Source organism: Pseudomonas sp. WS 5010, assembly GCF_012985565.1.
Classification (GTDB): Bacteria; Pseudomonadota; Gammaproteobacteria; order Pseudomonadales; family Pseudomonadaceae; genus Aquipseudomonas.
On the sequence record NZ_JAAQWQ010000002.1, the window covers coordinates 657,097 to 682,992 of the forward strand.

A 25,896-nucleotide genomic window follows, 5' to 3' on the forward strand; every position below is an offset into this window, starting at 1 on the left:
CTACGGCTTGACCAGGCCCAGGTTTTCCCGGAAGCAGCGCCCTTCGTAACGCCTTCTGAGCAGCCCGCGCTTCTGCAGGAGCGGAACGACCTGCGCCACGAACTCGCTCGCGCCTCCCGGTAGGTGGGAGAACATGACGTTGAATCCATCGGCGGCCTCCTGCTGCAGCCACAGTGCCATCTGGTCAGCGACCATTTCGGCGGTCCCCACCATTTCCAGGCCCTGGTAACCGCAGACCCGCCTTGCCAACTCAAGAACGCTCAAGTTTTCCCGCGCCGCGAGCCGCACCACACGATCACGGCCGCTCTTGCTCGCATTGCTCTCGGGTATTTCAGGCAGTGGGCCTGCCGGATCGTAGGCAGAAATGTCGTGCCCCAACGCAATGGAGAGCGTCGCGAGGCAACTCTGATCATCTACCAGCTCATCCAGCCTCGATCTTTTGCGTTGCGCCTGCTCAAGATTGTCGCCTAATACGACAAGGACTGCGGGAACGATTTTCACCGCATCCGTGCGGCCTGCTGCCATAGCTCGTGATCGCATGTCAGCATAGAAAACCTGCGCAGATGCAAGATCGGTCTGATAAGTAAAAATGACTTCGGCCGTTTCTGCCGCAATCTGCCGCCCCGCTTCGGACGCACCGGCTTGTACTATGACGGGGCGCCCCTGAACAGGTCGAGCTACATTGAGCGGGCCTTTCACCGCGAAGTGAGGGCCTTGGTGATTGAGTGTATGCAGCTTGGCAGGATCAAAGTAGATGCCATTGGCTGCATCCATGCAGAAGGCATCCGCCTCCCAGCTTTCCCAAAGCCCCTCCATCACCTGCGAGAACTCTCGGGCGCGGCGGTACCTTGCGCCATGCTCAAGGTGGGACTGCGCGCCGAAGTTGGCTGCCTCGTTCGGATTACTCGACGTGACCAGATTCCACCCAGCCCTACCTGCACTGATGACATCCAGTGAGGCCAGGCGGCGCGCGAGCATGTACGGTTCGTTATAGGTGGTACTGGCGGTTGCGATCAGCCCGATGTGCCGCGTCACTGCCGCCAACGCCGGAAGCAGTGTCAATGGATCAAGCGTAACCACGCTGGAGCTTCGCATGAGCGTGTCGACGGAACCTGCGCGAACCGCAAGTGAGTCAGGCAGAAAGAGCCCATCAAACCGACCCTTCTCAAGGATTCTGGCGAACCACTTCATGTGCTCGAAGCGTCTGTGGAAGTCGGGTATGGCACCCGGATAGCGCCAAGCACCGGCATGAATGCTGGGCATGGCCAACAGGATGAGTTTCTTGAGTGGTCTGGTCATTGTAGGGTGCTCGACATGGAATTCGGTGCTCGCAAAGACCGATCCACAATCAGGAATGGAGCCCCTTGCGAGCAGTATTCGAGGCGCGCTTGCACGCCGTAGACTTTTTCCAGCAACGCCGGTGTCAGGACATCGAGGGGGCGGCCGGTGGCATGCACCCGCCCTTGATGAAGGACCACCACGTGGTCCGCGAAGCGCAATGCGTGATTGATGTCGTGAATGGCCATGACGACGCACATCGAGCGCGCTCGCGCCAACCGACGCAATAAATCGAGCACATCGAACTGGTTTTGCAAATCCAGTGCGCTCGTGGGTTCATCCAGTAACAAGACACTGGGTGCGCGGATCATTGCCTGGGCAATCGATACAAGTTGCCGTTGGCCACCGCTCAATGCGGCCAGCTCGCGGTCGGCGAGCACGTTAATCTCCAGCGTCTGGAGCATACGGGTAACCTCATCCAACTCACTGCCATCAACGCCCCAGCCGCTGCCCTGCTTGCTCGCAAGCAGCACTGCTTCAAACACTCGCAGCGAGGAGTTCATGGAAATATCCTGGGGGACGTGTGCGGGGCGGTTGCGATGATGAATGGACCAGGTCTCGACAGCCTGCCCTGCCACAGTCACGGTGCCTGCGCCACCCAACTCGCCCGCAATCCGGCGCAGCAGCGTGGACTTACCGGCAGCGTTCGAACCCAGCAGCGCCGTGATGCTACCCGCTGCCACGGGCCCGAAGCTGACGTTCTGCAATACCGCATGGCCGTCGAAGGCTACCGACACGTCAGCGATGTTGAGCAGTGCAGTCATCGCGTCTTCGCTCGCAGAATCAACGCAAAAAACAAGGGCACGCCCACCAGGGATGTCACTATTCCAATCGGCAGGGTTTGCCCGGCGACCAGCGATTTGCTCAGTACCGAGGCCGCCGACAGCATGCATGCCCCACATAGCGCAGAGGCCGGAAGGAGAAAGCGCTGGTCCTCGCCTACCAGCATTCGGGCAATATGCGGCCCCACCAATCCAACGAACCCGATGGTGCCCACAAAAGAGACGCAGATAGAGGCGAGCAGACTGCTGAGCAGAATGCCGCGCAGGCGCAGGCGCGCTACGGGAATCCCCAAAGCCGTCGCCCGGGCCTCTCCGAGTTGTAATGCCGTCAACGCCCAGGACTGGCGGGCGAACGTAAACGATACGATCACGAGAATGACACTCATGATGCCGAGCTTGGGCCACGTAGCACGCGAAAGACTGCCCATTGTCCAGAAGACGACAGCAGACAGCGCCTGTTCGGGACCGATGTACTGCAGCGCCTCCAGCAGTGCCGAGAACGTGAAGACCAGGGTCGTGCCCAACAGTATGATCATTTCGGTGGTGATACCGCGTTTGCGACTCAGGCGATGAATGAACAAGGCCGCTGCCATCGAAACGAGGAACGCATTGACGGGGATGGCGTAGGCGACAGCCGAAGCAGGCAGAACGCTTACCCCCAATATCAGACCGAGTGCGGCGCCAAAACTCGCCGCGGCCGACAAGCCCAAGGTGAACGGGCTCGCCAGGGGGTTGCCGAGCACTGTCTGCATTTGCAAACCCGCAATCGACAGACTCGCGCCGACGACCAGAGCCGATAGCGCCACGGGTAGTCGGATGTCCCAAAGTATCACGCTCACCTGGCTCGACGACGCGTCTTGCATCAAGACGGACAGCAGCTCCATCAACCTGTAATGCGCCGGGCCTATGGAAAGGTCGATCATGAAAAACACAAGGGTAAGCAGGCCAATGCCGACGATCATGCTCAAGCGGCGTTTCGCCAGGCGGCTGTATAAGCTCCGCCCGCGGGTGAGTTCGGCCTGTGTGCCGATGGCTTGCTTCGTCATAGTGATGCTCCATCCAGGCTCAGCCAATAACCGGGCTGATAAGGAACCGGAAGAAAACGCGCGTGGAACTCGCGAAACGTAGCGTCCGGATCCAGCGATGCGAAGAGTTCGGGATGAAGCCACTTTGCTATCCGCTGCAGTGCGACAAAGTAATACGGATTGTCATAGAAGGGATGCCAGATGGCGTGGACCCTCCCCGCCTTCACCGCCGACAACGAACGATATGCCGGCCGGCGCATCAACCGGCGCAAACGCACGAGCCCTTGCGCGGAGTCGGCGCCGGGTCCGAGGTTGACCCAGTCTCCCGCAGGCGAATAAAGCGACCAATTTGCGCCGGTCACCAGGATGACATCCGGGTCGCTGGCAATAACCTGCTCGGGATGCAAGGTACCAAAAGTACTGTGCAGGAAATGGGAACCGAGGTTGTCGCCTCCAGCGACTGTCACAAGCTCACCGAAATTGCCTTCGCCGTAAGTCAGGCAGCAGTCGTCATACAGACCTGCGGCACGCTCGACCATTACACGAGGCCGCGTTCGAACGTTTTCCAATGGCACCGTGACACGTTCGATCTGCTCTTGGCGAAAACGCAGGAATTCGTCGGCACGATCGGTTCGCCCAAGCAGTGCACCGAGGATCTGCACGCTTCGCACGGTGTTATCAAACATCTTGGTGCGAAAATCAACGAACACGATCGGAATGCCCACCTGTGTCAACCGTGCCATCAGGCCCGACGACTCGGCGGCGGCCTTTGAACTGAGGTTCATGATCACCACGTCCGGCGCCAACGAAATCGCTAATTCGCTACCAATGGAGTCAAGCGTCGCGGCCGGAAACGATGGAATGCGGCCCATCTCGGGAAACTTCCGCAGATATGCCCGATAGCCATCCAGGTCCGCAGCCTTGAAGTTCTCGCCCCAACCCACAACATCAGCAAATGGCCGGTCCGGAAGCAGCACCGCCAAGACGTAAGCCTGCGTGCCATCCCCCAGCAGCACCCGCTCCACAGGTCGATCTACGCGTACATCACGGTCAGCAACATCCTTGAATGACACACGTGCGGGCGCAGCGGTGAGACTTCGAGAAAGGCTGATCAACATTCCAGCCGCCATCAGGCGCCCCAGAACACGGCGCCTTGAATACAGAACATCGCCCATTTGGCTCACCAGCGGTAAGTGAGAGAAGTGGTGGCCGTGCGATCCTGCCCGACAAAGCAATACAGGGCCGAGGTACAACTTGCGACGTATTCCTTGTTAGTCAGGTTGCTGACGTTGAGCGCCAGCGAAGCGCCTTCAAGCGAAGGCTCAATTGAACCAAGTTCATAGTTCAACGCCAGATCAAAAAGCGTGACCGCCGGAACCTTGAACGTGTTCGCTGGATCGCCGTACGACGCGCCCAGGTAACGCGAGCCTGCTCCGATTTTCAGGCCGGACAAAGATCCGCGCCCTATGAGGTAATCAAGCCACAGGGCAGCGCTGTGTCGGGGGGTTTGTGTCAGGCTGTTGCCTTGGTAGGTCGTATCCTGGACCAAGGCGTTATCCAGGTAACTGTAACTGGCAAGCAGATTAAGATTTTCGACTAGCTCGGCAGTGGCTGAAAGATCGACACCACGGCTGCGCACCTTGCCCGCCTGGGTGTTGAACCCCAGATGGGCCGCATCGGCGGTTTTGACGTTGGTCTGTTCCAGATTGTAAATGGCGGCCGTCAGCAATGTTCTGGAGTCGGCGGGGTGAAACTTGATGCCTATCTCCGTTTGTGTCGTTTCAGTCGGGACGAACGCACTCCCGTTGTAACCGCTGCCTATCAACGGATTAAAAGACGTGGCATAGCTCACATAGGGAGAAATGCCGTTATCAAACTGGTAACTCAGGCCTGTTCGCCCCGACCACTTCCCGTTGTTCATCTTGGTGGAGACCGAAGTAGGGGAATAACTTCGCGTCACGTCGTCTGTTTCGGATTTATCGTAGCGTGTGCCCAACGTCAGACGCCATCGGTCATAAGAAATCTGATCCTGTACATAGACGCCCAAGCGATCGAACTCCTGTTTCTCGGACCAAGGTGCTGCGCGGCTTGCCGTGAAGTCTGGTTTGACATGCGGGCGATAGTCCGAGCCGTAGGGGTCAACAAGATAAGGACCACTGCTATAGAGGGCACTGGTTACAGTGCCCGAGGCAAAATCGGCACCCACGATAACGTCGTGCTTAGTAGGCCCGAGCTGGAGGCTGCCACTGACATAGTTGTCCATCGAGAACGTATTGGAACTGGAAGGGGAAATCTCATAAGTGTTTTTTAGCAGTGGCTTGCCATTGACCACCGAATACCCGTAGACAACGCTTCTTTGCAAATCCGAGGCGATATGCATGTAGCGCATAGTGCTCGTCACCTTCCAGTCGTTGTCGAAAGAGTGGGTGAAGTTGGAGCTGATGTAATTCTGTTCACGGGACGAGTCATCAAACGACATATCCCGGTAGTTCCTGTCCCGATCTATTGATGGATAGGGACTTTTATTCAGCCCAAGCAGATTGGCTGGCAAAGAGTTGTAGTTCGGTATTTCGGGCTCCCGAGAGTGAACAAGCTGGACAGTCCAAGAGGTTTGCTCCGTCGGCTGCCACGTCAGCGAAGGCGCAAGATAGAGCCTTTTGTGGTGTACATCTTCGATCTGGTCATTCGCCTTCAACCCTGTCGCGGTAAAGCGATAGAGCAGCGTCCTGTCACTGTCGAGTGGACCGGTTGAATCCACGCCAAGAAACGTACGGCCGAAGCTGCCAAATTGTGTCGTGACCTCATGCGACTCCACCTCTTGGGGCTTGCGAGTTACCTGGTTGACTATGCCTCCGCCGGTTGATTGCCCATAAAGATAGGACGACGGTCCTCGCAATACTTCGACACGCTCCAGTGTGTAGGGATCGACCTGGGGCGACCAACTGCCAGGGTTACTGATTAAGCGCAGCCCGTCCAAATAGTAATCGGCTTCGACGCCGCGGATTTTTGTGAAGTCGAGCTGATCTCCGAAGGCCCCGTATTTTTCGCTATTGGCGCCTGCCGTATAGCGCAGTGCCTGGCTGGTCGTTTTTATTTGCTGGGTATCCATCTGCTCGCGCGTGACTACCGACACGGATTGAGGAATTTCCAGGATCGAAGTGTCGGTCTTGCTGCCCAACCCGGATTGTTCCGCAACATAACCGTGTACGAGACCGGATTCGCCTCCCTTGGTGCTCACCCCAGTGACACTGGTGGCCGGCAAGGTGACCACACCTGCAACGGGTGGGATTGGATCATTCTCGGTCGTGCGCTGCGCAAGGTCATCAGCGTGAGCCATTTGATAAGCACACAGGGTTAGCGCAGAGGCGATCACCGCACACTGCTGGGCGGTGCGGAAAAAGTAGTTTGGTTTCGAGCATGGAGAGGGATGAATCAGCGGCCAGTTGTTCATTCTGTACACGGCGTCAAGCGGATTGGGAGGCAAATCCTATCCACTGACTGACTGACAGTCAATGTAAATGAGAAGTAACATTAACTGTGCCTTGCGTGCCTGTGTAACCACTGCAGCTCAATTACCGGGCGGGACTTGTATGGACCCGTGCAACGAGGGTGCTGCCGCGCCTGCGCAACGATGTGAAAATGCCCCCAAAGCCACCATTTTCCGCAGAAGGGATAAGGCATCATGTCGATGCCCATTGGCCAACAGTTCAATATCATGGGGTGATCCAAGACATGCATGAACTTGGTGATGCTTACCACCGCGTAGCGTGCCCGGGCCACCCTTTGATGAGCGATCAACGACGACATTCTGTCGGAAATCGCCACTCAAGAACCTGATACACCTGGGGGCAAAACGGGGGCATATCTGAAACTTATCTGCCTGAGAACACAGCGCTAGAGCCTAGTCAAAATGTTCTTCGGCGATTCTGACAGCCTCTGAAAAACGCCTGCGCAAACCGCTAGTAGCCAAACAACGACTTACTCTCCAGATACTCATCAAACCCACACTCCCCCCACTCGCGGCCGTTGCCCGACTGCTTGTAGCCGCCAAACGGTGCAGCCTGGTCGGCGCGGGCGCCATTGAGGTGGACCATGCCGGTACGCAGTTGACGGGCAATCCCCAGGCTGCGTTCAAGGCTGGCCGAGGTGACGTAACCGGACAGGCCGTAGGGGCTGTCGTTGGCGATGGCGATGGCCTCGGCTTCGCTGTCATACGGGATGATTGCCAGGACCGGGCCGAAGATTTCCTCACGCGCCACCAGCATGTCCGGGGTGACATCTGCAAATATCGTCGGCTGCACGTAGTAGCCACACTCAACGCCTTCAGGCCGACCTGGCCCCCCGGCGACCAATCGCGACCCTTGGGCAATGGCCTGGGCGATCATGTGCTGTACCCGTTCGTACTGCATGGCGTTGGCGATAGGGCCAATGGCCGTGCTCGGGTTGCTGTCGTCGTAACACATCTGCGCGAGCACGTGCTGGGCAATCTCAATCACCGCCTGTTGCTGTGCACGCGGCACCAACAGGCGTGTCGGTGCATTGCACGATTGGCCGCTGTTACGCATGCAGCCCAACACCCCATGGCGCACTGCGCTGGGCAGGCTGGCATCGTCGAGCAGGATATTGGCGGATTTGCCGCCCAGCTCCTGGGACACTCGCTTGACCGTCTGTGCCGCCGCCTGGGCCACTGCAACGCCGGCGCGGGTGGAGCCGGTGAAAGACACCATGTCCACCTCCGCATGGCGCGCCAGCGCAGCGCCCACCCCCGGGCCGTCGCCGTTGACCAGGTTGAATACCCCTGCGGGCACCTCGGCCTCATGCAGCACCTGGGCAATGATCCGGGCTGACAACGGCGCACGCTCGCTGGGTTTGAGCACCACGGTGCAGCCCACCGCCAGCGCTGGCGCGAGCTTGCAGGTGAGTTGATTGAGTGGCCAGTTCCAGGGCGTAATCAGGCCGCACACGCCGATGGGCTCGCGCACCACCAGGGTGCTGCCCAGGCGCCGTTCGAAGCGGTACTCGCGCAACACTTCCAATGCCTGCATCAGGTGGCCCAGGCCAGCCGGCACATGGGCGCTGCGGGCCAGGGACAGCGGCGCGCCCATCTCCAGGTGAACCGCTTCGATCAACGCTTCGCTGTGGCGCTCGTAGGCTTCGATAATGCGTTGCAGCAGTTCGATACGCGCCTTGAGCGAACTGGCGGCGAACCCCGCAAACGCTTGCCTGGCCGCGCCGACCGCACGCTCCAGGTCATGGCTGTCGCCAAGGATGATGCGTGCCAGCACCTGCTCGGTGCGCGGGTTTACCACGGATTCGATGGTGGTGCCGTGGGGCTTGACCCAGGCGCCGTCAATGTAGAACTCAAACAGATCCGACATCCCTTGCACTCCCTTCAGGCAACGTGTTTCAGGGCGCTGCCCAGGGTGTCGAACACCAGGGCAATCTCCTGCGGGCTGATGAGCAGTGGCGGCGAAATCACAATTGTGTCGCCCGAGCCGCGCACCAGTACGCCATTCTCGAAGCACCACTGCGCAACTTCGCTGCCCCGTGCGCCTGGAAACCCTGGGCGCGGCTCGAGTTCAACGGCGCAGAGCAGGCCGATAGCACGTACGTCCAGCACCGCGCCGACGCCCTGCAGCGCAAGTGCACTCGACTGCCACAGCCCACTCACGGCGTTGACGTGTTGGTTGATGCCCAATTCGCGATGCACCTCAAGGGTCGCCAACCCGGCTGCGCACGCCAGCGGGTGCGCTGAATAGGTGTAGCCGTGCATCAGTTCGATAACATTGGCCGGCCCGGCCATGAACGCCTCATACACCGCACCGCTGACCAGTACGCCGCCCATGGGCACCGCGCCGTTGGTCAGGCCTTTGGCCGTGGTGATCAGGTCCGGGAGCACGCCGAAGGCTTGCGCGGCAAAGGGGGCGCCGACGCGGCCAAAGCCGGTGATCACCTCGTCGAAAATCAGCAGCACGCCGTGCCGCGTGCAGATCTCGCGCAAACGTTGCAAATAGCCCAGGGGCGGCGGATAAACGCCGCCGGAGCCGGTCACGGGCTCGACGATCACGGCGGCCACGGTGCTCGGGTCCTGGATATCCAACAACTGTGTCAACGCGTCGGCGTAACTGGCGCCCTGTTGCGGCTGCCCGACGCTGAAACGCATGCCGGCGTCATAGGGCAACGGCAGGTGCGAGACCTCGCCCAGCAGTGGGCCAAAGTCACGCTTCTGACGGCCGATACCAGAGACCGACAGCCCGCCGAAGCCCATGCCATGGTAGCCCTTGGCGCGCCCGATAAACTTGGTCCGGCGGCAATCGCCACGCGCCTGGTGAAAGGCCCGCGCGATCTTCAGCGCGGTGTCCACCGCTTCAGACCCTGAGTTGGTGAAAAACACCTGCTCCATGCCGGCGGGGCTGACGTCGATCAGGCGCTCGGCCATCTCCAGGGCCTGGGGGTGGCTCATCTTGAATGACGAGACAAAGTCCAGGCGCCCCGCCGCTTCGCGAATCGCCTCGACGATTTTCGGCTGGCCGTGCCCGGCATTGACGCACCACAGCCCGGCCATTGCATCGAGTACACGGCGCCCGTCGGTGGTGGTGTAGTACATGCCATCGGCACTGGCGAACATCATCGGCTGTTGCTGGAACTGGCGCATCGGCGTGAATGGCGCCCAGAACCCGCGATTCACGCGCGCTGAAGGCTGGGAAAGATCGTTCATAGAGACTCCTGCAAAGCAATGATGGGATGGCCGGTCAGCGTCGGGCGCTGCAACGGGCCTGCGTTAACGTTGACGCTGCGGTCCACAGACAACCTGCCGTGTTCGATACGGCAGGTGACCCGGTCACAAAACGCCGTCTCGACAAACTGCCAGGTCATGCTCAACACCCCCGCTTCGGTCCAGCGCGCCTGCGCCACCACCGGGGTGAGCTCCGGCTGGTATTGGTGATGCAGATAGTGGCCGGTCATGCTGGTCCGGCTTTCGATGCCGGCCACGAGCCCGGCACGAATGCAATGGGTGCCACGGGGGTCGGTGAGGTAGAAATCACAATGCTCTGGGCCAAACTCCAGGCGCACTTCGCTGACCTGGTCTTCGTTGGCCTGCATGACGAACGTGCCACTGAATTCGGCCTGGCGCGGCGAACTCGCGGCGCCAGACATGACGGGCCGCTGTTGCCGCGCCAGCAGCGCCGCCAACCCGGCATCCGTCGCGCCGTCAGTGGGCACACCCAGCGCCGGCACCAGATGCTCCCACAGCAGGCTGTGCAAGCGCCGCTCGCCCAGCGCCAGCCCGGCGGTGAAGGCAATCACCGCGTTATGGCGCGGTAACACGATGCACTGCTGGCCAAACACTCCGGAGGCGTAGTAACCACCGTGCAGGGTCATCCACCACTGGTAGCCGTAGCCTTCGCGGCGCGTGACAGCCGCGTCGCTCGACTCGTCACGGCCCAGGTAGCGCTTGCCATCGAAGGCGCCCATCCATACATCGTCGACATGCCCACGGGTCGCGTCGGCCACCCATTCCCGGGACAGCAATTGCTGCCCCTCCCAATGGCCTTGTTGCAAGTGCAGCACGCCGAACTTGAGCAAGTCCTCGGTGCGGCAACTGAGGCCGTTGCCCCCGGTGTTGAAGCCGCCCGGTGCAAGGTCCCACTCGATGGGCCCCATGCCCATGGGCTGGAAGATGCGCGCGTTACACAGGGCGTACGCCGTCTGGCCGCTGACCACACTGACAATCGCCGAGAGCATGAAGCTCGACGCACTGCTATAGATGAACCGCTGCCCTGGCGGGTCTTCGACCGGCTCATTGAGGAACAACCGCACCCAACTGTCAGTGCGCCCGCGCCAGGCGCCACCGGAGATGCCCTGGCGATGCCCGGTGCGCATGGTCAGCAGATCCCGTACGGTCATGGCCGCCAGGTTAGCGCTGATGGAGGCCGGGCAATCGGCGGCAAAAAAGTCCACCACCTTGGCATCCAGCGACAACACACCGTCATCCACCAACAGCCCGACCGCCATGGACACCCAGCTTTTGGTCGCCGAGTGCTGAACATGCAAGCGTGCGGCGCTATAAGGCGCCCAGAACGCTTCGGCCACTACCGCGCCATCGCGGTACAGCATGAAACTGTGTAACTCCAGGCCCGCAGCGTTCACCGCATCGATGAAATCACTCACGCCACGCGCCGATACACGTTGTTGACTGGGCAGTGCCCGGCGCAACGGCAAACTCGTCATCTGATCTATCCCCTCATTTGCACTGCTTGGGCGTGCAACAGGCTGCTGTTGCACGCCATTACCGCTACCAGAGCGCCACGGTGTAGCCCAGGATCACTCGGTTTTCGTTGGTGTCACGGGCGAAGTTGCTGGTGGCGCTGGCGTTCTGCCAACGCAGCGATACGTCCTTGAACGTACCGCTCTGCACCACATAGCCCAGGCTCAAGTCCCTCTCCCACTCGCGCCCTTCGCCGTCAAAGCCGATGACCTTGGCGTTATCGCCCTTGGCGTAACGCGTGGAGAACAGCAGGCCCGGAATGCCCAGCGCAGCGAAGTCATAGTCGTAGCGGGCATGCCACACGCGCTCGCGGGTCTGGGAGAAGTTGGCCAGTTGGTACTCGCTGAACAGGTAAGTGTTGGTACCGTCCACATAGGTGAACGGCGTCGAACCGTACTGCTCCTGGTAACCGCCACTGAGGTTGTGGCCGTACAGGCCATAGCCGATGCGCGTGCTCAGCGCCCGGTTATCCACCTTGCCGGCCAGGGCGGCGGCGTCTTCGCTGGCGCTGAAGTAGCGGATGTCCGTCTTCAGGGTGCCCGGGCCCCACTTGAGGCTGTTTTTCAAGCCCAGGTAATGCTGTTGGTACAGGCTTTCCAATTGTGCGTACTGGTAAGTCACGAAGGTCGTCGGCGTGAGTGCGTATTCGCCGCCGGCGAAGCGGAATTCATCGCTCTTGGCGCTGCTTTTGTAGGCGCCGTATTGGCTGGTAAGCCCCATGTCCTCGTAGTGGGTCGAGTCGCGCTGCTTGACCTGATCCAGTTGACCGGCGGTCAGGGTCAGCTTGTCGATGTCCTTGGAGGTGAGTGCCGTGCCGCTGAAACTCTGCGGGAACAGGCGGCTCAGGTTCGGCTGCAGGGTCGGCAGGTCTGGCACCATGTAACCCACGCGCAACTCGCTCTTGGCCAGGCGCGCCTTGCCGGTGAGGCCAAGTTTGGAGTAGTTGTCATGGGCTCGGCGGGCGTAGCTGGGAGCGCCGGGCTCGGCCATGCTGGAGCGCGCCAGCAGCCCGGTGCCGGAGTTGTCCGGGCTCGAATCGAGCTTGATGCCCAACATCCCGACCGCGTCCAGGCCAAAGCCCACCGTACCGTCGGTAAAACCCGACTCGAGCTTAAGGATAAAACCCTGTGCCCATTCGGCACGCTTGTTCTGCCCGCTGGATTCGCGGTAGTCGCGGTTGAAGTAGTAGTTCTTCAATTCCAGCGCGGCTTTGCTGTCGGCGATGAAGTCGGCCTGGGCAAACAGGGGCATGAAACCGGCCCCCATGACGCTGGCACTGGCGACGACTTTGTTGATGCGGTTATTCATGTGTAGGTTCCTGGCAGACAGGTTGAGTGGGGTTGTTTTTGTTTTCTTCGGCCATGGCTTCGCCCGCTTCGCAAATCGGCGATTTGCGAAGGGTTGGGTTTTGATGCCGTGGCCTGGGGTGCAGCAGTACCTAAATCACACTGGCACGGAGGCGGTAGCTGCCGTCCGCGCGTTTCTCCAAGGGGCTGGCCGCCGCAAGTAGCCGGCGGGTGTAAGGGTGTTGCGGGGTGTCGAAAATCGTGTCACGCGGGCCCATTTCGACCACCTCGCCCTGGTTCATCACCGCCACGCGGTGGGCGATGCGCTCCACCGCCGAGAGGTCGTGGGAGATGAACAGGCAGGCAAAACCATATTGGCGTTGCAGACGCTCGAACAGTTCGAGGATCTGTTTCTGGATGGTCATGTCCAACGCCGAAATCGGCTCGTCGGCAATCACCAGCTTGGGCCGGCGCACCAGCGCCCGGCCGATCGCCACGCGCTGGCGTTGACCGCCGGAGAGTTGATGGGCAAAGCGCTCGCGAAACTGTTCGGGCAAGCCCACGTCGACCAGGGTGTCGGTGACCCGCTGGCGTTTTTGCGCGGCCGTCAGGGCCGGCTCATGGCGCAGCGGCTCGGCGAGGATCTGGCCGACCGTCATGCGCGGGTCGAGGGACGAATACGGGTCCTGGAAGATCATCTGGCATTGCAGGCGATGCGCGCGGTTGGCGGCGTTGAGGATATCCACGCCCTGGAACAGAATCGCCCCGGCGCACGGGTTGACCAACCCGACGACCGCACGCCCCAGGGTGGTCTTGCCCGAACCGCTGCCACCGACCAGGGCCAGGGTCTCGCCCGGCGCAATGTTCAGGTTCACCGAGTGCACCACGCGCTTGGGCACGCTGCGCCCCCAGAAACTCCGTGGCCCCGGGTGCTCGATACACACATCCCGGACCTGCAGCAACGGGCTGTCGGCCGCCGGCAATGGCCCCAGCGTCCCACGCCGGGGCAGCGCTTCGAGCAACTGCCGGGTGTATTCAGCCTTGGGGGCAAAGAGGATGTCTTCGATACGGCCCTGCTCCACCGCCTTGCCCGAGCGCATCACCACCACTTTATGGGCATACCGCGCCACCAGGGACAGGTCGTGGCTGATGAACAGGATCGCGGTGCCCTGCTCGCGGGTCAGCTCCAGCATCAACTCGATCACGTCCAGTTGCGCCAGGCAGTCCAGGGCCGTGGTCGGTTCGTCGGCGATCAGCAGCGCCGGGCGCAGCAACATCACCGAAGCCAGCATGATGCGTTGGCGCATGCCGCCGGAGAATTGGTGCGGGTAGGATGCCAGGCATTTTTCGCCGTCCTTGATGCCGATGCGTTGCAGCATGGCGATGCAGCGCCCGTGGATCGTCGCCGCATCCAGCGCGGTATGCAGCTTGAGCGCCTCGCTCATCTGCCGGCCAATGGTCAGCGCGGGGTTGAGCGAGACCATCGGCTCCTGGAACACCATGCCGATCCGCGCACCACGCACCGCACGCATGGCCTTGGCATCACTGCTGTCCAGCGCTTGCCCCTGGAACAGGATGCGCCCGCCGCACACTTGCATGGGCGCCGGCAGCAAGCCAATGGCGGCGCGGGCGGCCATGGTCTTGCCGCTGCCAGACTCGCCCACCAGTGCGACGATTTCGCCCGGGGCCATGGTGAAGCTGAAGTCGTCGACGGCCAGCGGACCGTCCACGCCAACGCGAATCTGCAGATTTTCAACGGCCAGTAAAGGCACTGGAGCGCTCATGCTCATTTCCTCATGCGCGGGTCGAGACGATCACGCAAGGCATCGCCGAACAGATTGATAGCCAGCAACGTCAGGCTGATAAAGATGCCCGGGAAGATCCCCAGCCACGGCGCCGTCGAGATATAGGTGCGGCTTGCCGAGAGCATGCTGCCCCAGGTCGCGGCCGGCGGTGGCACCCCGAGGCCGAGGAAGCTCAACGCGCTCTCCGAGAGCAACGCCCAGCCAAACATGCTGGTGGCCAGTACACACAGGGGCGCCAGGCAGTTGGGGGTGATGTGGCGGAACATGGTGTACAGCTCGGAGTTGCCGATCACCCGCGAAGCCTCGATGAACTCCAGCTCACGCAGTGACAACACGCTGCCGCGCACCACCCGCACCACCGATGGGGTGTAGGCGATGCCCAGGGCGAGCACGATGCCGTACTGGCTGGCGCCGACAATCGCCATGATGCCCAGGGCCATGAGGATGCCGGGGAACGCCAGCAGCGCGTCGTTGAGCATCATCAGCACCCGGTCGGTCCAGCCGCGCAGGTAACCGGCGAGCATGCCGATCACCGTGCCGCAGATCACCGCCACGCTGACCGAGAGCAGGCTGATCCACAGGCTGGTACGCGCGCCAATGATCAGGCGGCTGAACACATCGCGGCCAAACTCGTCGGTGCCAAGCCAATGCACGGCACTCGGTGCGTGCAGGCGTGAGAGCAGGTCCAACTTGAGCGGGTCGTAAGGCGTCCACACCACGCCGAGCAATGCCAGTAACACCAGGACCGCGAGCAAGCTGCCGCCGATCAGGGCATTGAGCGGCGGGTAACGCCGGCGCCGCCGAGGCGAGATCACCGCCACGGTGGGCACGGCAGGAGTCTTGAGGTTCATAGCTTCACCCTTGGATCGAACAGCGGATACAGCAGATCCACCAACAGGTTGACCAACACATAGATGCAGGTGACCAGCAGCAGGCACCCCTGCAGCACCGGGTAGTCGCGGGAGAAGATCGCATCGACCATCAACCGGCCGATGCCGGGCAAGGTGAACACGGTTTCCAGCACCGCAATGCCGCCGAGCAGGTTGCCCAGGATCAGGCCAATCAAGGTCCAGGTCGGCGCAAATGCGTTGCGCAAGGCGTGTCGCCACAGCACCGCGCTTTCCGACAAGCCCTTGGCCCGGGCATGGGCGATGTACTCCAGGCGTAGCACCTCGATGGTGCTGGCCCGGGCCATCCGGGCGATGGCGCCGAACTCCACCAGCGTCAGGGTGATGATCGGCAGCACCACATAGGTCAGCGCCTTCATAGGGTCGGTGGCGAAGCCGACGTAACCGATCACCGGCAACCAGCCCAACTGAATGCCGAAGACATACAGCAGCAGCAAGCCCAACCAGAAGCTCGGCACCGACAGCAACAACGTTGCCGTCGCAACCAGCCCCAGGTCCATCGCACTGTTTTGCTTCCAGGCTGCGAGCAAGCCCACCGGCACCGCGAGCAGGGTCGCCAGCAACACCGCCACCAGCACCACGGTCGCACTGACGCTGAAACGCTCGACCAGCAACTCCAGCACCGGCTGACGGCTGCTGATGGACACCCCAAGGTCGCCACTGAGCACCGACTTGATCCAGATCAGGTACTGGGTCACCACTGAGTGGTCCAGGCCCAGGCTGCTGCGCATGTCGGCCAGGCTTTGCGGGTCGGCCATGTCACCCAGCATCAACAGTGCCGGGTCGCCGGGGATCAGGCGGATCAAGGCAAATACAATCACCGAGATCAGCAACAGGGTCGGCACCGCCATGCCGAGCCTGTGCAATATGAATCGAAACATAGCGCTACGCCTTACTTGGAAGTGTCGGCCAGCTTCACGCCCCACAGGCGCGGCTTGGCAACGGGCCAGGAACGATAACCCTCAACGCGCTTACCCATGGCGCCGATGGCAGTGCCGTTGTAGATGACCACCATGGGCACATCCTTGAGCATCAGCGTGTGCAGCTGGTCGAACAGTGGCCGGCGCTTGGCAGGGTCAACTTCCCGCTGGGCCTCGCGCAAAATCGCCAGGGCCTGGGGGTTGTCCCAGACTTTACGCGGCTCCTTGTCCTTGTCGCCGATCACCGATTCGTAGCTTTGCGCCGCATCGAAACGCCCCGAATAGGAGAACGACATCATTTGGTAGCTACCGCTCTGGTAACGCTCCAGCTGCGTGCCCCACTCCAGGGTTTCCATCTCGATGTTCAGCCCTGCTGCCTGGGTCATGGCTTGGCTGAGCAAGCCCATGTCGAACATCTGCGGGTAGCGCTTGTTGACCAGCATGCGGATTTTTTCCCCGCGGTAGCCGGCCTCTTTCAACAAGCGCCGGGCCTCGTCGAGGTTGTAGGTGTAACCCTGGTGCGCGATGCCGTCGTAGTAAGGGCTCGCGGTGGGAATCACTGAGTTGTTGACCACCGACAAGCCATCGGACAACGCCGCCACCATCTGCGCGTAATCCAGGGACAAGGCCACCGCGCGCCGGATGCGCACATCCTTGAGCAACGGGTCGCGGGTCTGGAACAACAGGCCGCTGATGGTCATGATCGGGCTGACCTGGATCTGCAGGTTCTTGACCTGCTTGAGTTGCGCGGCATCCATCGCGGTCACGTCCGGCAGCAGGTCCACGCCACCTGACAGCAGCGCGGCCTTGGCCGAGGCTGCATCGGGGATCACCTGGAAGCGCACGGTGTCGACAAACGCCTGCTTATTGCCGGTGTAACCGTCCGCCTCGCCTTCGGCACGCGGGGTGTATTGCTTGAAGCGATCCAGTTCGACGTACTGGCCCTTCTGCCATTTGCCCAGGGTGAACGGGCCGGTGCCAATCGGTGCGCGCCAACTGCCATCGGCGGCCAGGGAGTCTGGGTGCAGGATGCCGCTGCCGGCACAATCCGGACGGGCCATGGCGGCCAGGAACAAGCCATTGGCCTGGTCCAGGGTGAACACCACGGTTTTCGGGTCTGGGCTTGAGACATCGACGATCTTGGCCGCGCCGCGCCCATCGAACTCCGCCAGGCAACGCCACTGGGTCTTGGGATCGAGGTAGCGCTGCCAGGTCCATTGCACCTGCTTGGCCGTCAATGGCTGGCCGTTCTGGAAGAGAACGCCGTCGCGCAGGGTAAAGGTGTAGCGCAGGCCATCGGCCGAGACGGCAACCGCACTGGCCAGCATCGGTGCGATGCTGGTGTCTTCGCGGTATGCCACCAAGCCTTCGACGATATGCATCATCACCGCGTCGGTATTGTCGTCCCGGTTGACCCCTGGGTCGCTGCTGCGGATATCACCGTTGATGCCGACACTGATGACCTGGTCTTGGGCAACGGCCATGGAAAAGGCGCACGCCGACATCGCAACGGCCACTGCCGTCTTTACGTAACTATTCACGGGAGAAAGACTCCTTGAAGAAATTTTCCGGTCAGTGGCGAGGGCCAAGGCAGGACCGGCATCAGAATGAGTGAATCCTTGGTTATTGTTATACGGTCTGTTCTGAGTGCATCTACCTACGGTGTATCAGCCCAGGCTGCGCTTGTGGCGCAACACCTTGGCAAAAAAGTCCTGGGCGGCCGGCATGGCCTTGACGCCCTGGTGCGCGACGTTGGGCAGCAAGTCAAAGTGCACCTGCACGCCGGCGGCTTCGAAGCTCGCCTTCAAGGTGGCCAGGCGCTCAGGTCGCGTGCGCCCGGCAGCGTTGGCACCGGCCATGTAGTGTTTGCCACCTTCACGGTGGGTGATTTCCCAGGTTTCGAGGTCTGAATCACCCACCACCATGTGCACCGGCAAGCGCTGCAAGGCTGGCAGGTTCAGCGGCTTGCCGAAGCGCGTGGCAAAGTCCCGCACGCCGACCCACCAGTCCTGATCGGCATCGAGCAGGGTCACCGAGCCCGGTGCACCGATGGACGCCGCCCAGAGTTTCTCGGGGTGCAGGTAGCAGAAGCGATGGGTGAATTGCCCCCCACCGGAATAGCCGAACAGCGCGAAGGTTTCAAAGCGGCGGCCGTAGCGCTTGCCGACATTGGCGATCATGTCGAGCAACACCTGGTCGTAGCGGATATCGCCTTCCACCATCTGCTTGTAGCCATCGCCATTGCCGTCCCCCAGCACGCCGACCGGGAACAGCGGCGACAGGATCACGCAATCGTTCCAGCGGCCAAATTCGGCGAAGCCATTGCGGTAAATCTCCATCGCACGGGTTGAACCGTGCAGCGACACCACCAGGTCGACTGGCCGGGTGCTGTCCTCGATGGCTTCAGGCACATAGAGGGTGTAGGCAAACCGGCTGTCCCCGTGATGGGAGTACACGGTGGTCGCGCCGAGGTGATACACGTTCTTTGCAGCACGCAATGCTGCGTGTTCAGGGCTGATATCTGGATTGCTCATTGGGTAAGTTCGCCGAGTCAGTTCGGGCTTGAGTATTGGCCGGGCCCTATAAAAAGAAAAACTAATTTAACTTTAACCTGAGTAAACAAAACCTTTACGATTCAGGCACACCCATGACCACGGGCCTGCCCATGAGCAACATTCGCTTCTTCAAGACGTTTATCGCCGTCGCCGAATACGGCAGTTTCGCCGCCGCCGCCGACCGGGTGGCCCTGACCAATGCCGCTGTCGGCCAGCAAATGCGCGCCCTCGAAGAAGAGATGCGCCGGCCACTGTTCGACCGCAGCCAGCGGCAGATCAAGCTCAGCCGCGATGGCGTGTTGTTGCTGCCCAAGGCCAAGCGCCTGTTGGCGGACTACGAGCAAATGATCGCCGAGGCGCCCGATGGCATGGCCATGGAGGGCGAAGTGTCCATCGGCGGTATTACCTCCGGCATGGGTCTGCTCGCCAATTGCCTGGTGCAACTGAAAAAGCTGCACCCGCGCATCTCGGTCAACCTGATGACTGCCCGCTCCGACGAGGTGGTCAACCTGGTACACGCCGCCAAGCTCGACGCGGCGTTGTTGATCGAGACGGCGCGGCAAAACTTCGACGGCTTGAGCTGGACCCTGCTCTACAACGAGCCCATCGTCATGCTCGCCAACACCGCGCAGACCGCGGGTATCAACGACGCCGTGGAATTGCTCAGGACCCAGCCGTTCATTCGCTATGACCGGTCCACCGCCGTAGGCCGCAAGGTGCAATCGATCATCAAGAGTGAATCGGTCGAGCCGCTGGAAATCCTCGAACTGAACTCGATCATCGGTATCGCCGACCTGGTCCGCCAGCAAGTCGGTGTGGCAATCGTGCCGCTGTTGAAGAACTTTGACTGGCACAAAGACCCCAGCCTGCGCGTACTGCCGCTGCCGGGGGACTTGGCAGTACGCCGGGTGGGGATTCTGGAGCAAGGCACCAAAAGTGCGATTACCGGGGAGATTCGCAAGTTGCTGATGCAGGCAGTGGCGAAGTGAGCCTTACCTGGCAGATTGCCGAGCGTGGCCGCCCCTAAGGCTCACGCTCGGCCAGTTCTTCCAGCAGATCCGCGGACGGCACAAAAAACAAGCCACCGGTGACCGCCGTACTGAAATCCAGCAGCCGGTCATAGTTGCCGGCAGGCCGGCCGACAAACATGTTCTCCAGCATCAGCTCCAGCGGCTGCGGCGTGCGCGCATAGCCAATGAAATAGGTGCCGAACTCCCCCGCTCCCGGCCGGCCGAAGGGCATGTTGTCGCGCAGGATCTTCACTTCCTCGCCATCCTCGGTGATGGTGGTCAAGGCACTGTGGGAGTTGCTCGGCTTGGCCTCATCCGCCAGTTCGATATCCGCCAGTTTGGTACGCCCGATCACCCGCTCCTGGGCCTCGGTGGACAACGCGTTCCAGGCGCCCATGTTGTGCAGGTACTTTTGCACCAGCACATAGCTGCCGCCACTGAACGCCGGGTCTTCGTCAGCGACGATGGTGAAACCGACAGCCTTGCGCCCGGTCGGGTTCTCGGTGCCATCGACAAACCCGATGATGCTGCGCATGTCGAAATTGCGAAATCCCTGGACCTCATCCACCACGACCACCGCATCCCCCAGGGCCGCCATGATTTGCGTGGCCAGTTCAAAACACAGGTCCATGCGCTCGGCGCGAATGTGCAGCAACACATCCCCAGGCGTGGCAACCGCCATGCGCCCCGCTACGCCAACTGCCTGAAACGGATGCAGGGACGCCGGGCGTGGGTTGCCGAACAGCGCGTCCCAGGCCGTCGAGCCGAAGCCGCAGACACAGGTCAGGCTACCGTCGGGCACGCGCTTGCCCACGGAGCGCGTAAGGGCGGCGATATCGCCGCACCACTGGCGTACCGTCCTGGCCGCATCGCTACCGGGAGCAAGTGTGGCGACCATAAAAATGGCCGCGCGGGTGATCGGAGTGCACACAGCCTGAGGTTCAATATTCGGGTTCATCGTGACGGATTCCACACGCAGCTCCACGGTTAAAGGAGAGAGTAAAAAATCCTACACCCATTACTAAACGATATAAACGACTGTGAGATTTGACAGTTATGTGCGCGTTCGCCGTCGCGTAGTTTTTGAACAGAGTAAAAATCAAGGAGAGGATGATGGCGCACAACCCCATGGGCACCGACCCAACCGACGACGAAAACGATCCGATCTTCAATGCCACCACGCAAAAGCGCAATGTCGTGGACCCACGCACGGGGTTGTTTGAGGTTTACGTGCCCTTGCCGTCGCTGACGGGCAATGCCGGCAACGGGCCGGTGATCGAAATGAGCCTGCACAATACGCCCGTGGTCAATAACGAGGCAGCGCTGGGGGATGGCTGGTTCTATGCCATGACCACCTACAGTGAAAAGCACAAGAAGCTCACGATGCATTCCGGTGAAGTGTTGACGGTGGAAAAGGATAAAGATTTGAAGCAATCCGCCGTGATTGCGCAATGGAACAACGGCAAGTTGACCGTGCACCGCAAAGGTGGCCGCAAGGAAGTGCTGGTACTGCTGCCAGATACCGGCATCTACGTCCCCGAGTCCCTGACCACCGATGGTTACAACAGCGTGACCCTGAGCTGGATGACCACCGCCCATGTGATCGGCGGCGCAACCTACTACCAGATCCAGTTGACCGAAATCCGCGACGCCACCCGCAGCCTGCTCAAGGTGCAATACACCCCAGGGGACCCGGCCGCCACGCCGGTCATCAGTTCGGCCACGTTGACGTTCTGGCCCGACGACGCCGCCGAAACCCTGAGCTACAGCCTGGCCATCGAGAATTATGCCCTTAAATCCGTCAGCCTCGCAGCAGATATCAAAAGCAGTTTCGAGTACCTCGATCACCCGACCTGTGGCTGGCTGCTGACCAACATCACCAGCTTTGACGGGCTGCAGGAGCAGGTGGAGTATCAGGACAACGGACTGACCTTCCCGGACAACCCCAAGCTATCTGCCCTGCCCTGTGTCAGCACCCATACCCTGACGCCCAATGGCGGCGGGACACCGGTGGTGACCACCTATGTGTACCAGCGCCAGGACCCGGATCACTACCGCACGATCATGAGCGAGGGCGTGCCGGCCATTCGCACCACGACCTATAACTACAATGAACAGCACAACGTCACCTCCGAAGTGCTCGTACAAGGGGCGGCACAAACACAAAAAAAATACACGATGACTGTGCAAGAAGAACTACTAAGTCGCACGACATCGACGATATACAGCAAGGCCGGCAAGAGTCGGGAAGAGAAAAACGAAAACCGCTTCAATACCCACTCTGCACTTGTCAGAAATCGACAAGAAAGAGTAACTACAGTAGTGGACTACATACCTGCCCCAGAAAAAGGTGAAATTAGATCTACTGAGAGCGAGACTACCTTAACAAACTTGCTGAATCAGATCGCATTAACTTCCGAGCAGCAGACCGACAAAGAGCCTGATGAATCATGGACGCCTATCCTGACACTCCCCACCCAGCTGTTTCCTTCCACTTACGTTGATACTGAAATCGTCGACGATCCAGGGCTGCTGGCAATAATTCCAGAACTGCTGCCAGGGACATTCCCCCAACTATTAAATATTTTCACCTTTAAATACCACGCCTATAAACAAATACCCAATCTAAGCGAATCTAAAATCATCAGTACCTTACAAGGTAGTCTCGCCAGCGAACTGAACTACAATGCAGCACTCATCGGCCAGCTTATCGAATACTTCGAAGGTGACGACTTTCGCAAGGGTCGCGTGAAGACCCTTACCCAGAGCACCCTGGGGACCAAGGACCGACGCCCCGTGCAGACCGATCCAATACGCACCTTTGACTACACACTGGGAGGGGTTGGTAACACCGAACTGACCACCACGACCACCGACACCGACACAACCGGCAAGACCCGTACGTCTTCACAAACCCAAAGCACCCTCAGTGGCCGCCTCCTGCGCCAAGTCGACGCTGATGGCAATCGCACCGAGTTTACCTATAGCCAATACGGGCAGTTACTCAGCCTGACCGTCTGCGCGCACAGCACCACGTATCGCCAAGTCACCACCTATGCTTACCCCGCGCCCGGGCAAGTGAAAGTCACCGAGCCCAACGGAAAAACCCACTTGACCCAATACGACGGGCAGGATCGGTTGGTGAGTGAATACTTGCTGGAAGGTAACCTGCGTAAGCAAACCAAGGCCGTTACCTATGACAGCCTGGGACGTGAGCTACGGACATCAAGTTTTGATTATGACCGGCACGGGACCCAGCTCATCCAATGGCAAGAGATGCGATACGACGACTGGAATGAAGTCAGCAGCCAGCACTACAGCGATGGCCGGGAAGACTTCAATCAATATGACCCCGTCGCCATGACCCGTACGCAATGGACCGGCAAGGCCGCCGACAAGCACACCACCGTGACGACGTACAACTCGGATGAAACCATCAAGAAAATTGAATGGAAAGGCCAGAACGGCGCCGTCTTTCAAACCCAGACAGCCAGTTACAATCGGGCCAAGCAAATTAAACAGTTGGTTACCGACAGCGAGTTCGGAATTATCACCATCAACTACATCTACGATGCCAATGGTCGCCTGCTGAGTGAACGGCGCAGCGAAAAAGGCCGTGGGTTGCTCGACGTGCCCTTCATCTATACCTACCACTACACCTACCCGCAGCACTGGCTATTCAGGGACGCCACACAAATCGAGCTTGAGTCCGGTGGCAAACGGCAGGTCCTGGGCAAGCGCAGCTTCGACACTTGGGGCCGGGTAACCTCGCTGACACGCGGCTCTTGCACCGAGACTTACACCTATAGCGGCACAAGCACAGTACCCGCGACCACTGCTACCGCCGACGGCCGCGTGCTCAAGCATGACTACATCAAGGAGCTGGGCAATCGCCTGGCCAAGACCAGTACCGCAGATGCCAGCGCGCAAAACACCTTTACCTACGCCTATGGCACACAAGGTATTGCCACGGCGACCGAGGGCCAACAGTTCCTCCAGTACAACCATGACCTCTATCTCAGTATCACCCGGCAACAGGTGCAAACCGAGCCAGGTCAAAGCAAGGAAGTGCTCTACACCCACTCAATGAATGGGCGCTTGCTGGACAGTACCGACGTACTCAGTAACCAGACACTGTTTCTCTACAAGACTAACGGGCAGCGCTATGCCAGCAATAACTTTCACTACACCACTGACCACATTTACGATGATCAAGGGCTGTTTCAGGAGGAAGTCGTTGCCGGCCCCTACAACCTTGAGCCCACTTCCCCCATCACATTCCATGTGAAGTACACCCACGATCCGCAACAACGTGAGACCAGCCGCCAATTCATACTCCCCGGTAAAGTTGACCTCCTGCTGGAGCAAACTTATTACGCCGATGACAAATTGAAATCGGCCCAATTGAAACAGGGCGCCACCCTCCTCGGCTCCCGCAGCCTGACCTATACGCCGGGCGGCCGGGTCAAGTCCTGTACCACCACTGGCGTCTGGCGGCCAAGGACGCCGAAGAACAAGGAGATCGACAAACAGGAATTTACCTACGATGCACTGGGTAACGTGCTTACCCGCATCACCACCATCGGCACCGCGAAAAACACCGCAACCTATACCTACGACGCTGCCAATGGCTACCGCCTTACAACAGTCAAGAACAGCCACGCGGACTACATCGCGTCTGCCAGTTTGAGTTATGACGCAGCGGGACGGGTAACCCAGGACCAGACGGGCAAAAAATACAGCTATGACTGGCTCGGGCGGCTCATCCAGGCTGGCAGTGCGCGTTATAGCTATGACCCGTCCAAACGCCTGATGACCCGTAATGGCGGTGACGAGCCAAGTCAAGTGATCTACGACGGCCTCAAGGCTTGCGGGGATTACGCCACCGCCAGTAACGACAACAGCCGCAACCTCAACCCCGGCAGCGCCGCCTGTACGGTCCAACAAATCAAGCGCTCCGGGGTCGACAGAACACTGTTTGAACTGCGGGATCTCAACGGCAGCGTGTTGGTCAGCTACGATGTCCAGGCCCAGACCCTCAAGCATCATGCCTATACCGCCTACGGCGAGCATTTTTCGGATGAGCCCGACTCGGTACTGGGCTTCAACGGCGAATACCGTGACAGCACCACCGGCCAATACCCGCTGGGCACAGGCGAACGCTGGTATGACGCATCCAGCATGCAGTTTCTTACCCAGGATGACCTCAGCCCGTTCGGTAAGGGTGGACCCAATCTGTATGGCTATTGTGCCGAAGGGGACCCGGTCAATTATCAGGACCCCACCGGGCATTTTTCCGTGGATAAGCAATTACGGGCGATTTGGGGGGACGACCTGCCTGGTCCGGAGGGCTTGGGCGAAGGAGGATCTTTGATTCATACGTACCTGTGGGGCGCGGTCGGTGTATTGACCGCCGTGATGACAGGAGGGACGGCACTGTTACTGACGGCGGCGATTGTTGGGCTCGCCGCCACTTCGCTCGCGACCGGTATTGCCTCAGTGGTTATCCAGGACACCAATTCCGCGGCCTCCGGCATCCTGGCCTGGATATCCCTGAGCACCGGAGCAGCAGCAGGGCTGACCACACTGGCAGCGAAAGTTGTGAGGGTTGGCGCGTATCTGGGGCGGTCTCTCCCAGCAGTCGCCAGGAACCTCATGAGCAAGACATCAAACGCCGTGACCGGCACCCTCAGGCAGTCGCGGCTAATCCGAGGAATGGAGCGCGTCTGGGCAAAATCATTCCCCCGCCCAACCGTGAATTGGCAGGTCCGCTACAACGATGCGTCACTACTGCACCCCCGGGGGACTTCGAGTCTGTTCGATACCGGTGATGTAAATACGCTTTCGTTCGTGACCTCGGGGGTCCTGGGAGGTCTGGGGGTCCTTGAGTCTGAGCCCGCTCAGTTTGCCGATACATTCATCGGTGATATTACTTGGTTGCCCTTCGGCAGTTTCAGGGGGTTGTGGTTGACCAGTAAAGGTAGATGATTCGGTACAC

17 protein-coding genes are annotated in these 25,896 nt (G+C 60.3%); 2 read left to right on the plus strand and 15 right to left on the minus strand.

Translation table 11 applies throughout. The features are described 5' to 3' along the window. From HBO11_RS07610 to HBO11_RS07675, 14 genes are all read right to left on the minus strand, one after another. Window positions 1-1,299 carry an LLM class flavin-dependent oxidoreductase gene (locus tag HBO11_RS07610; protein ID WP_169951516.1) on the minus strand — a complete coding sequence of 433 codons (1,299 nt, stop codon included), beginning with the start codon at window positions 1,297-1,299 and terminating at the stop codon, window positions 1-3. Further along, window positions 1,296-2,102, minus strand: coding sequence for an ABC transporter ATP-binding protein (locus HBO11_RS07615; RefSeq protein WP_169951514.1), 807 nt, complete (start codon window positions 2,100-2,102; stop codon window positions 1,296-1,298). The genes HBO11_RS07610 and HBO11_RS07615 overlap by 4 nt, the downstream gene beginning before the upstream one ends. Further along, window positions 2,099-3,166 (minus strand): iron ABC transporter permease, encoded by a 1,068-nt coding sequence (locus tag HBO11_RS07620; protein WP_169951512.1) that lies wholly within the window; start codon window positions 3,164-3,166, stop codon window positions 2,099-2,101. The genes HBO11_RS07615 and HBO11_RS07620 overlap by 4 nt, the downstream gene beginning before the upstream one ends. Then, entirely contained in the window at window positions 3,163-4,320 is a 1,158-nt protein-coding gene (locus HBO11_RS07625; RefSeq protein ID WP_170058856.1) for an ABC transporter substrate-binding protein, read from the minus strand. Before HBO11_RS07625 ends, HBO11_RS07620 begins: the two co-directional genes overlap by 4 nt. A gap of 5 nt (window positions 4,321-4,325) precedes the next feature. Further along, a complete protein-coding gene (locus HBO11_RS07630) occupies window positions 4,326-6,596 on the minus strand; it encodes a TonB-dependent siderophore receptor (protein ID WP_222931743.1) in 2,271 nt (756 codons plus the stop codon). 508 nt (window positions 6,597-7,104) lie between these two features. Further along, a complete protein-coding gene (locus HBO11_RS07635; protein ID WP_169951508.1) occupies window positions 7,105-8,523 on the minus strand; it encodes an aldehyde dehydrogenase family protein in 1,419 nt (472 codons plus the stop codon). A 14-nt stretch (window positions 8,524-8,537) separates the two neighbouring features. Beyond that, window positions 8,538-9,863, minus strand: a complete 1,326-nt coding sequence (locus HBO11_RS07640) for an aminotransferase class III-fold pyridoxal phosphate-dependent enzyme (RefSeq protein WP_169951506.1) — start codon at window positions 9,861-9,863, stop codon at window positions 8,538-8,540. Next, window positions 9,860-11,377 (minus strand): serine hydrolase, encoded by a 1,518-nt coding sequence (locus HBO11_RS07645; RefSeq protein ID WP_169951504.1) that lies wholly within the window; start codon window positions 11,375-11,377, stop codon window positions 9,860-9,862. The genes HBO11_RS07640 and HBO11_RS07645 overlap by 4 nt, the downstream gene beginning before the upstream one ends. Window positions 11,378-11,441: 64 nt before the next feature. Then, window positions 11,442-12,722 carry an OprD family porin gene (locus HBO11_RS07650; RefSeq protein ID WP_169951502.1) on the minus strand — a complete coding sequence of 427 codons (1,281 nt, stop codon included), beginning with the start codon at window positions 12,720-12,722 and terminating at the stop codon, window positions 11,442-11,444. A 130-nt stretch (window positions 12,723-12,852) separates the two neighbouring features. Beyond that, the gene (locus HBO11_RS07655) at window positions 12,853-14,484 is read right to left on the minus strand and encodes an ABC transporter ATP-binding protein (protein WP_170058857.1); all 1,632 of its coding nucleotides are present in this window, start codon (window positions 14,482-14,484) and stop codon (window positions 12,853-12,855) included. 2 nt (window positions 14,485-14,486) lie between these two features. Further along, the gene (locus HBO11_RS07660; RefSeq protein ID WP_169951500.1) at window positions 14,487-15,356 is read right to left on the minus strand and encodes an ABC transporter permease; all 870 of its coding nucleotides are present in this window, start codon (window positions 15,354-15,356) and stop codon (window positions 14,487-14,489) included. After that, on the minus strand, window positions 15,353-16,294 hold the full coding sequence (locus tag HBO11_RS07665; protein WP_169951498.1) for an ABC transporter permease: 942 nt from the start codon (window positions 16,292-16,294) through the stop codon (window positions 15,353-15,355). Before HBO11_RS07665 ends, HBO11_RS07660 begins: the two co-directional genes overlap by 4 nt. 11 nt (window positions 16,295-16,305) lie before the next feature. Further along, window positions 16,306-17,874: an ABC transporter substrate-binding protein gene (locus tag HBO11_RS07670; RefSeq protein ID WP_169951496.1), complete on the minus strand. Its 1,569-nt coding sequence runs from the start codon at window positions 17,872-17,874 to the stop codon at window positions 16,306-16,308. 126 nt (window positions 17,875-18,000) lie between these two features. Further along, window positions 18,001-18,867, minus strand: coding sequence for an alpha/beta hydrolase (locus HBO11_RS07675; protein ID WP_169951493.1), 867 nt, complete (start codon window positions 18,865-18,867; stop codon window positions 18,001-18,003). Between the two features lie 113 nt (window positions 18,868-18,980). On the opposite strand from HBO11_RS07675, the gene HBO11_RS07680 reads away from it, so the two are divergent. After that, complete coding sequence (locus HBO11_RS07680) at window positions 18,981-19,877, plus strand: LysR family transcriptional regulator (protein ID WP_262376890.1); 897 nt, start codon at window positions 18,981-18,983, stop codon at window positions 19,875-19,877. Between the two features lie 34 nt (window positions 19,878-19,911). On the opposite strand, the gene HBO11_RS07685 is transcribed toward HBO11_RS07680, so the two are convergent. After that, window positions 19,912-20,856, minus strand: coding sequence for a Dyp-type peroxidase (locus HBO11_RS07685; protein WP_169951960.1), 945 nt, complete (start codon window positions 20,854-20,856; stop codon window positions 19,912-19,914). 155 nt (window positions 20,857-21,011) lie between these two features. Between HBO11_RS07685 and HBO11_RS07690 the strand changes: the two genes are divergently transcribed. Beyond that, window positions 21,012-25,886 carry an RHS repeat-associated core domain-containing protein gene (locus HBO11_RS07690; protein WP_169951491.1) on the plus strand — a complete coding sequence of 1,625 codons (4,875 nt, stop codon included), beginning with the start codon at window positions 21,012-21,014 and terminating at the stop codon, window positions 25,884-25,886. The last annotated feature ends 10 nt before the right edge of the window (window positions 25,887-25,896 follow it).

Excerpts from the sequence above, each read along its gene's own strand:
- HBO11_RS07610 (WP_169951516.1), bottom strand. The coding sequence starts at position 1,299 with ATGACCAGACCACTCAAGAAACTCATCCTGTTGGCCATGCCCAGCATT.
- HBO11_RS07615 (WP_169951514.1), bottom strand. The coding sequence starts at position 2,102 with ATGACTGCACTGCTCAACATCGCTGACGTGTCGGTAGCCTTCGACGGC.
- HBO11_RS07620 (WP_169951512.1), bottom strand. The coding sequence starts at position 3,166 with ATGACGAAGCAAGCCATCGGCACACAGGCCGAACTCACCCGCGGGCGG.
- HBO11_RS07625 (WP_170058856.1), bottom strand. The coding sequence starts at position 4,320 with ATGGGCGATGTTCTGTATTCAAGGCGCCGTGTTCTGGGGCGCCTGATG.
- HBO11_RS07630 (WP_222931743.1), bottom strand. The coding sequence starts at position 6,596 with ATGAACAACTGGCCGCTGATTCATCCCTCTCCATGCTCGAAACCAAAC.
- HBO11_RS07635 (WP_169951508.1), bottom strand. The coding sequence starts at position 8,523 with ATGTCGGATCTGTTTGAGTTCTACATTGACGGCGCCTGGGTCAAGCCC.
- HBO11_RS07640 (WP_169951506.1), bottom strand. The coding sequence starts at position 9,863 with ATGAACGATCTTTCCCAGCCTTCAGCGCGCGTGAATCGCGGGTTCTGG.
- HBO11_RS07645 (WP_169951504.1), bottom strand. The coding sequence starts at position 11,377 with ATGACGAGTTTGCCGTTGCGCCGGGCACTGCCCAGTCAACAACGTGTA.
- HBO11_RS07650 (WP_169951502.1), bottom strand. The coding sequence starts at position 12,722 with ATGAATAACCGCATCAACAAAGTCGTCGCCAGTGCCAGCGTCATGGGG.
- HBO11_RS07655 (WP_170058857.1), bottom strand. The coding sequence starts at position 14,484 with ATGAGCGCTCCAGTGCCTTTACTGGCCGTTGAAAATCTGCAGATTCGC.
- HBO11_RS07660 (WP_169951500.1), bottom strand. The coding sequence starts at position 15,356 with ATGAACCTCAAGACTCCTGCCGTGCCCACCGTGGCGGTGATCTCGCCT.
- HBO11_RS07665 (WP_169951498.1), bottom strand. The coding sequence starts at position 16,294 with ATGTTTCGATTCATATTGCACAGGCTCGGCATGGCGGTGCCGACCCTG.
- HBO11_RS07675 (WP_169951493.1), bottom strand. The coding sequence starts at position 18,867 with ATGAGCAATCCAGATATCAGCCCTGAACACGCAGCATTGCGTGCTGCA.
- HBO11_RS07680 (WP_262376890.1), top strand. The coding sequence starts at position 18,981 with ATGACCACGGGCCTGCCCATGAGCAACATTCGCTTCTTCAAGACGTTT.
- HBO11_RS07685 (WP_169951960.1), bottom strand. The coding sequence starts at position 20,856 with ATGAACCCGAATATTGAACCTCAGGCTGTGTGCACTCCGATCACCCGC.
- HBO11_RS07690 (WP_169951491.1), top strand. The coding sequence starts at position 21,012 with ATGGCGCACAACCCCATGGGCACCGACCCAACCGACGACGAAAACGAT.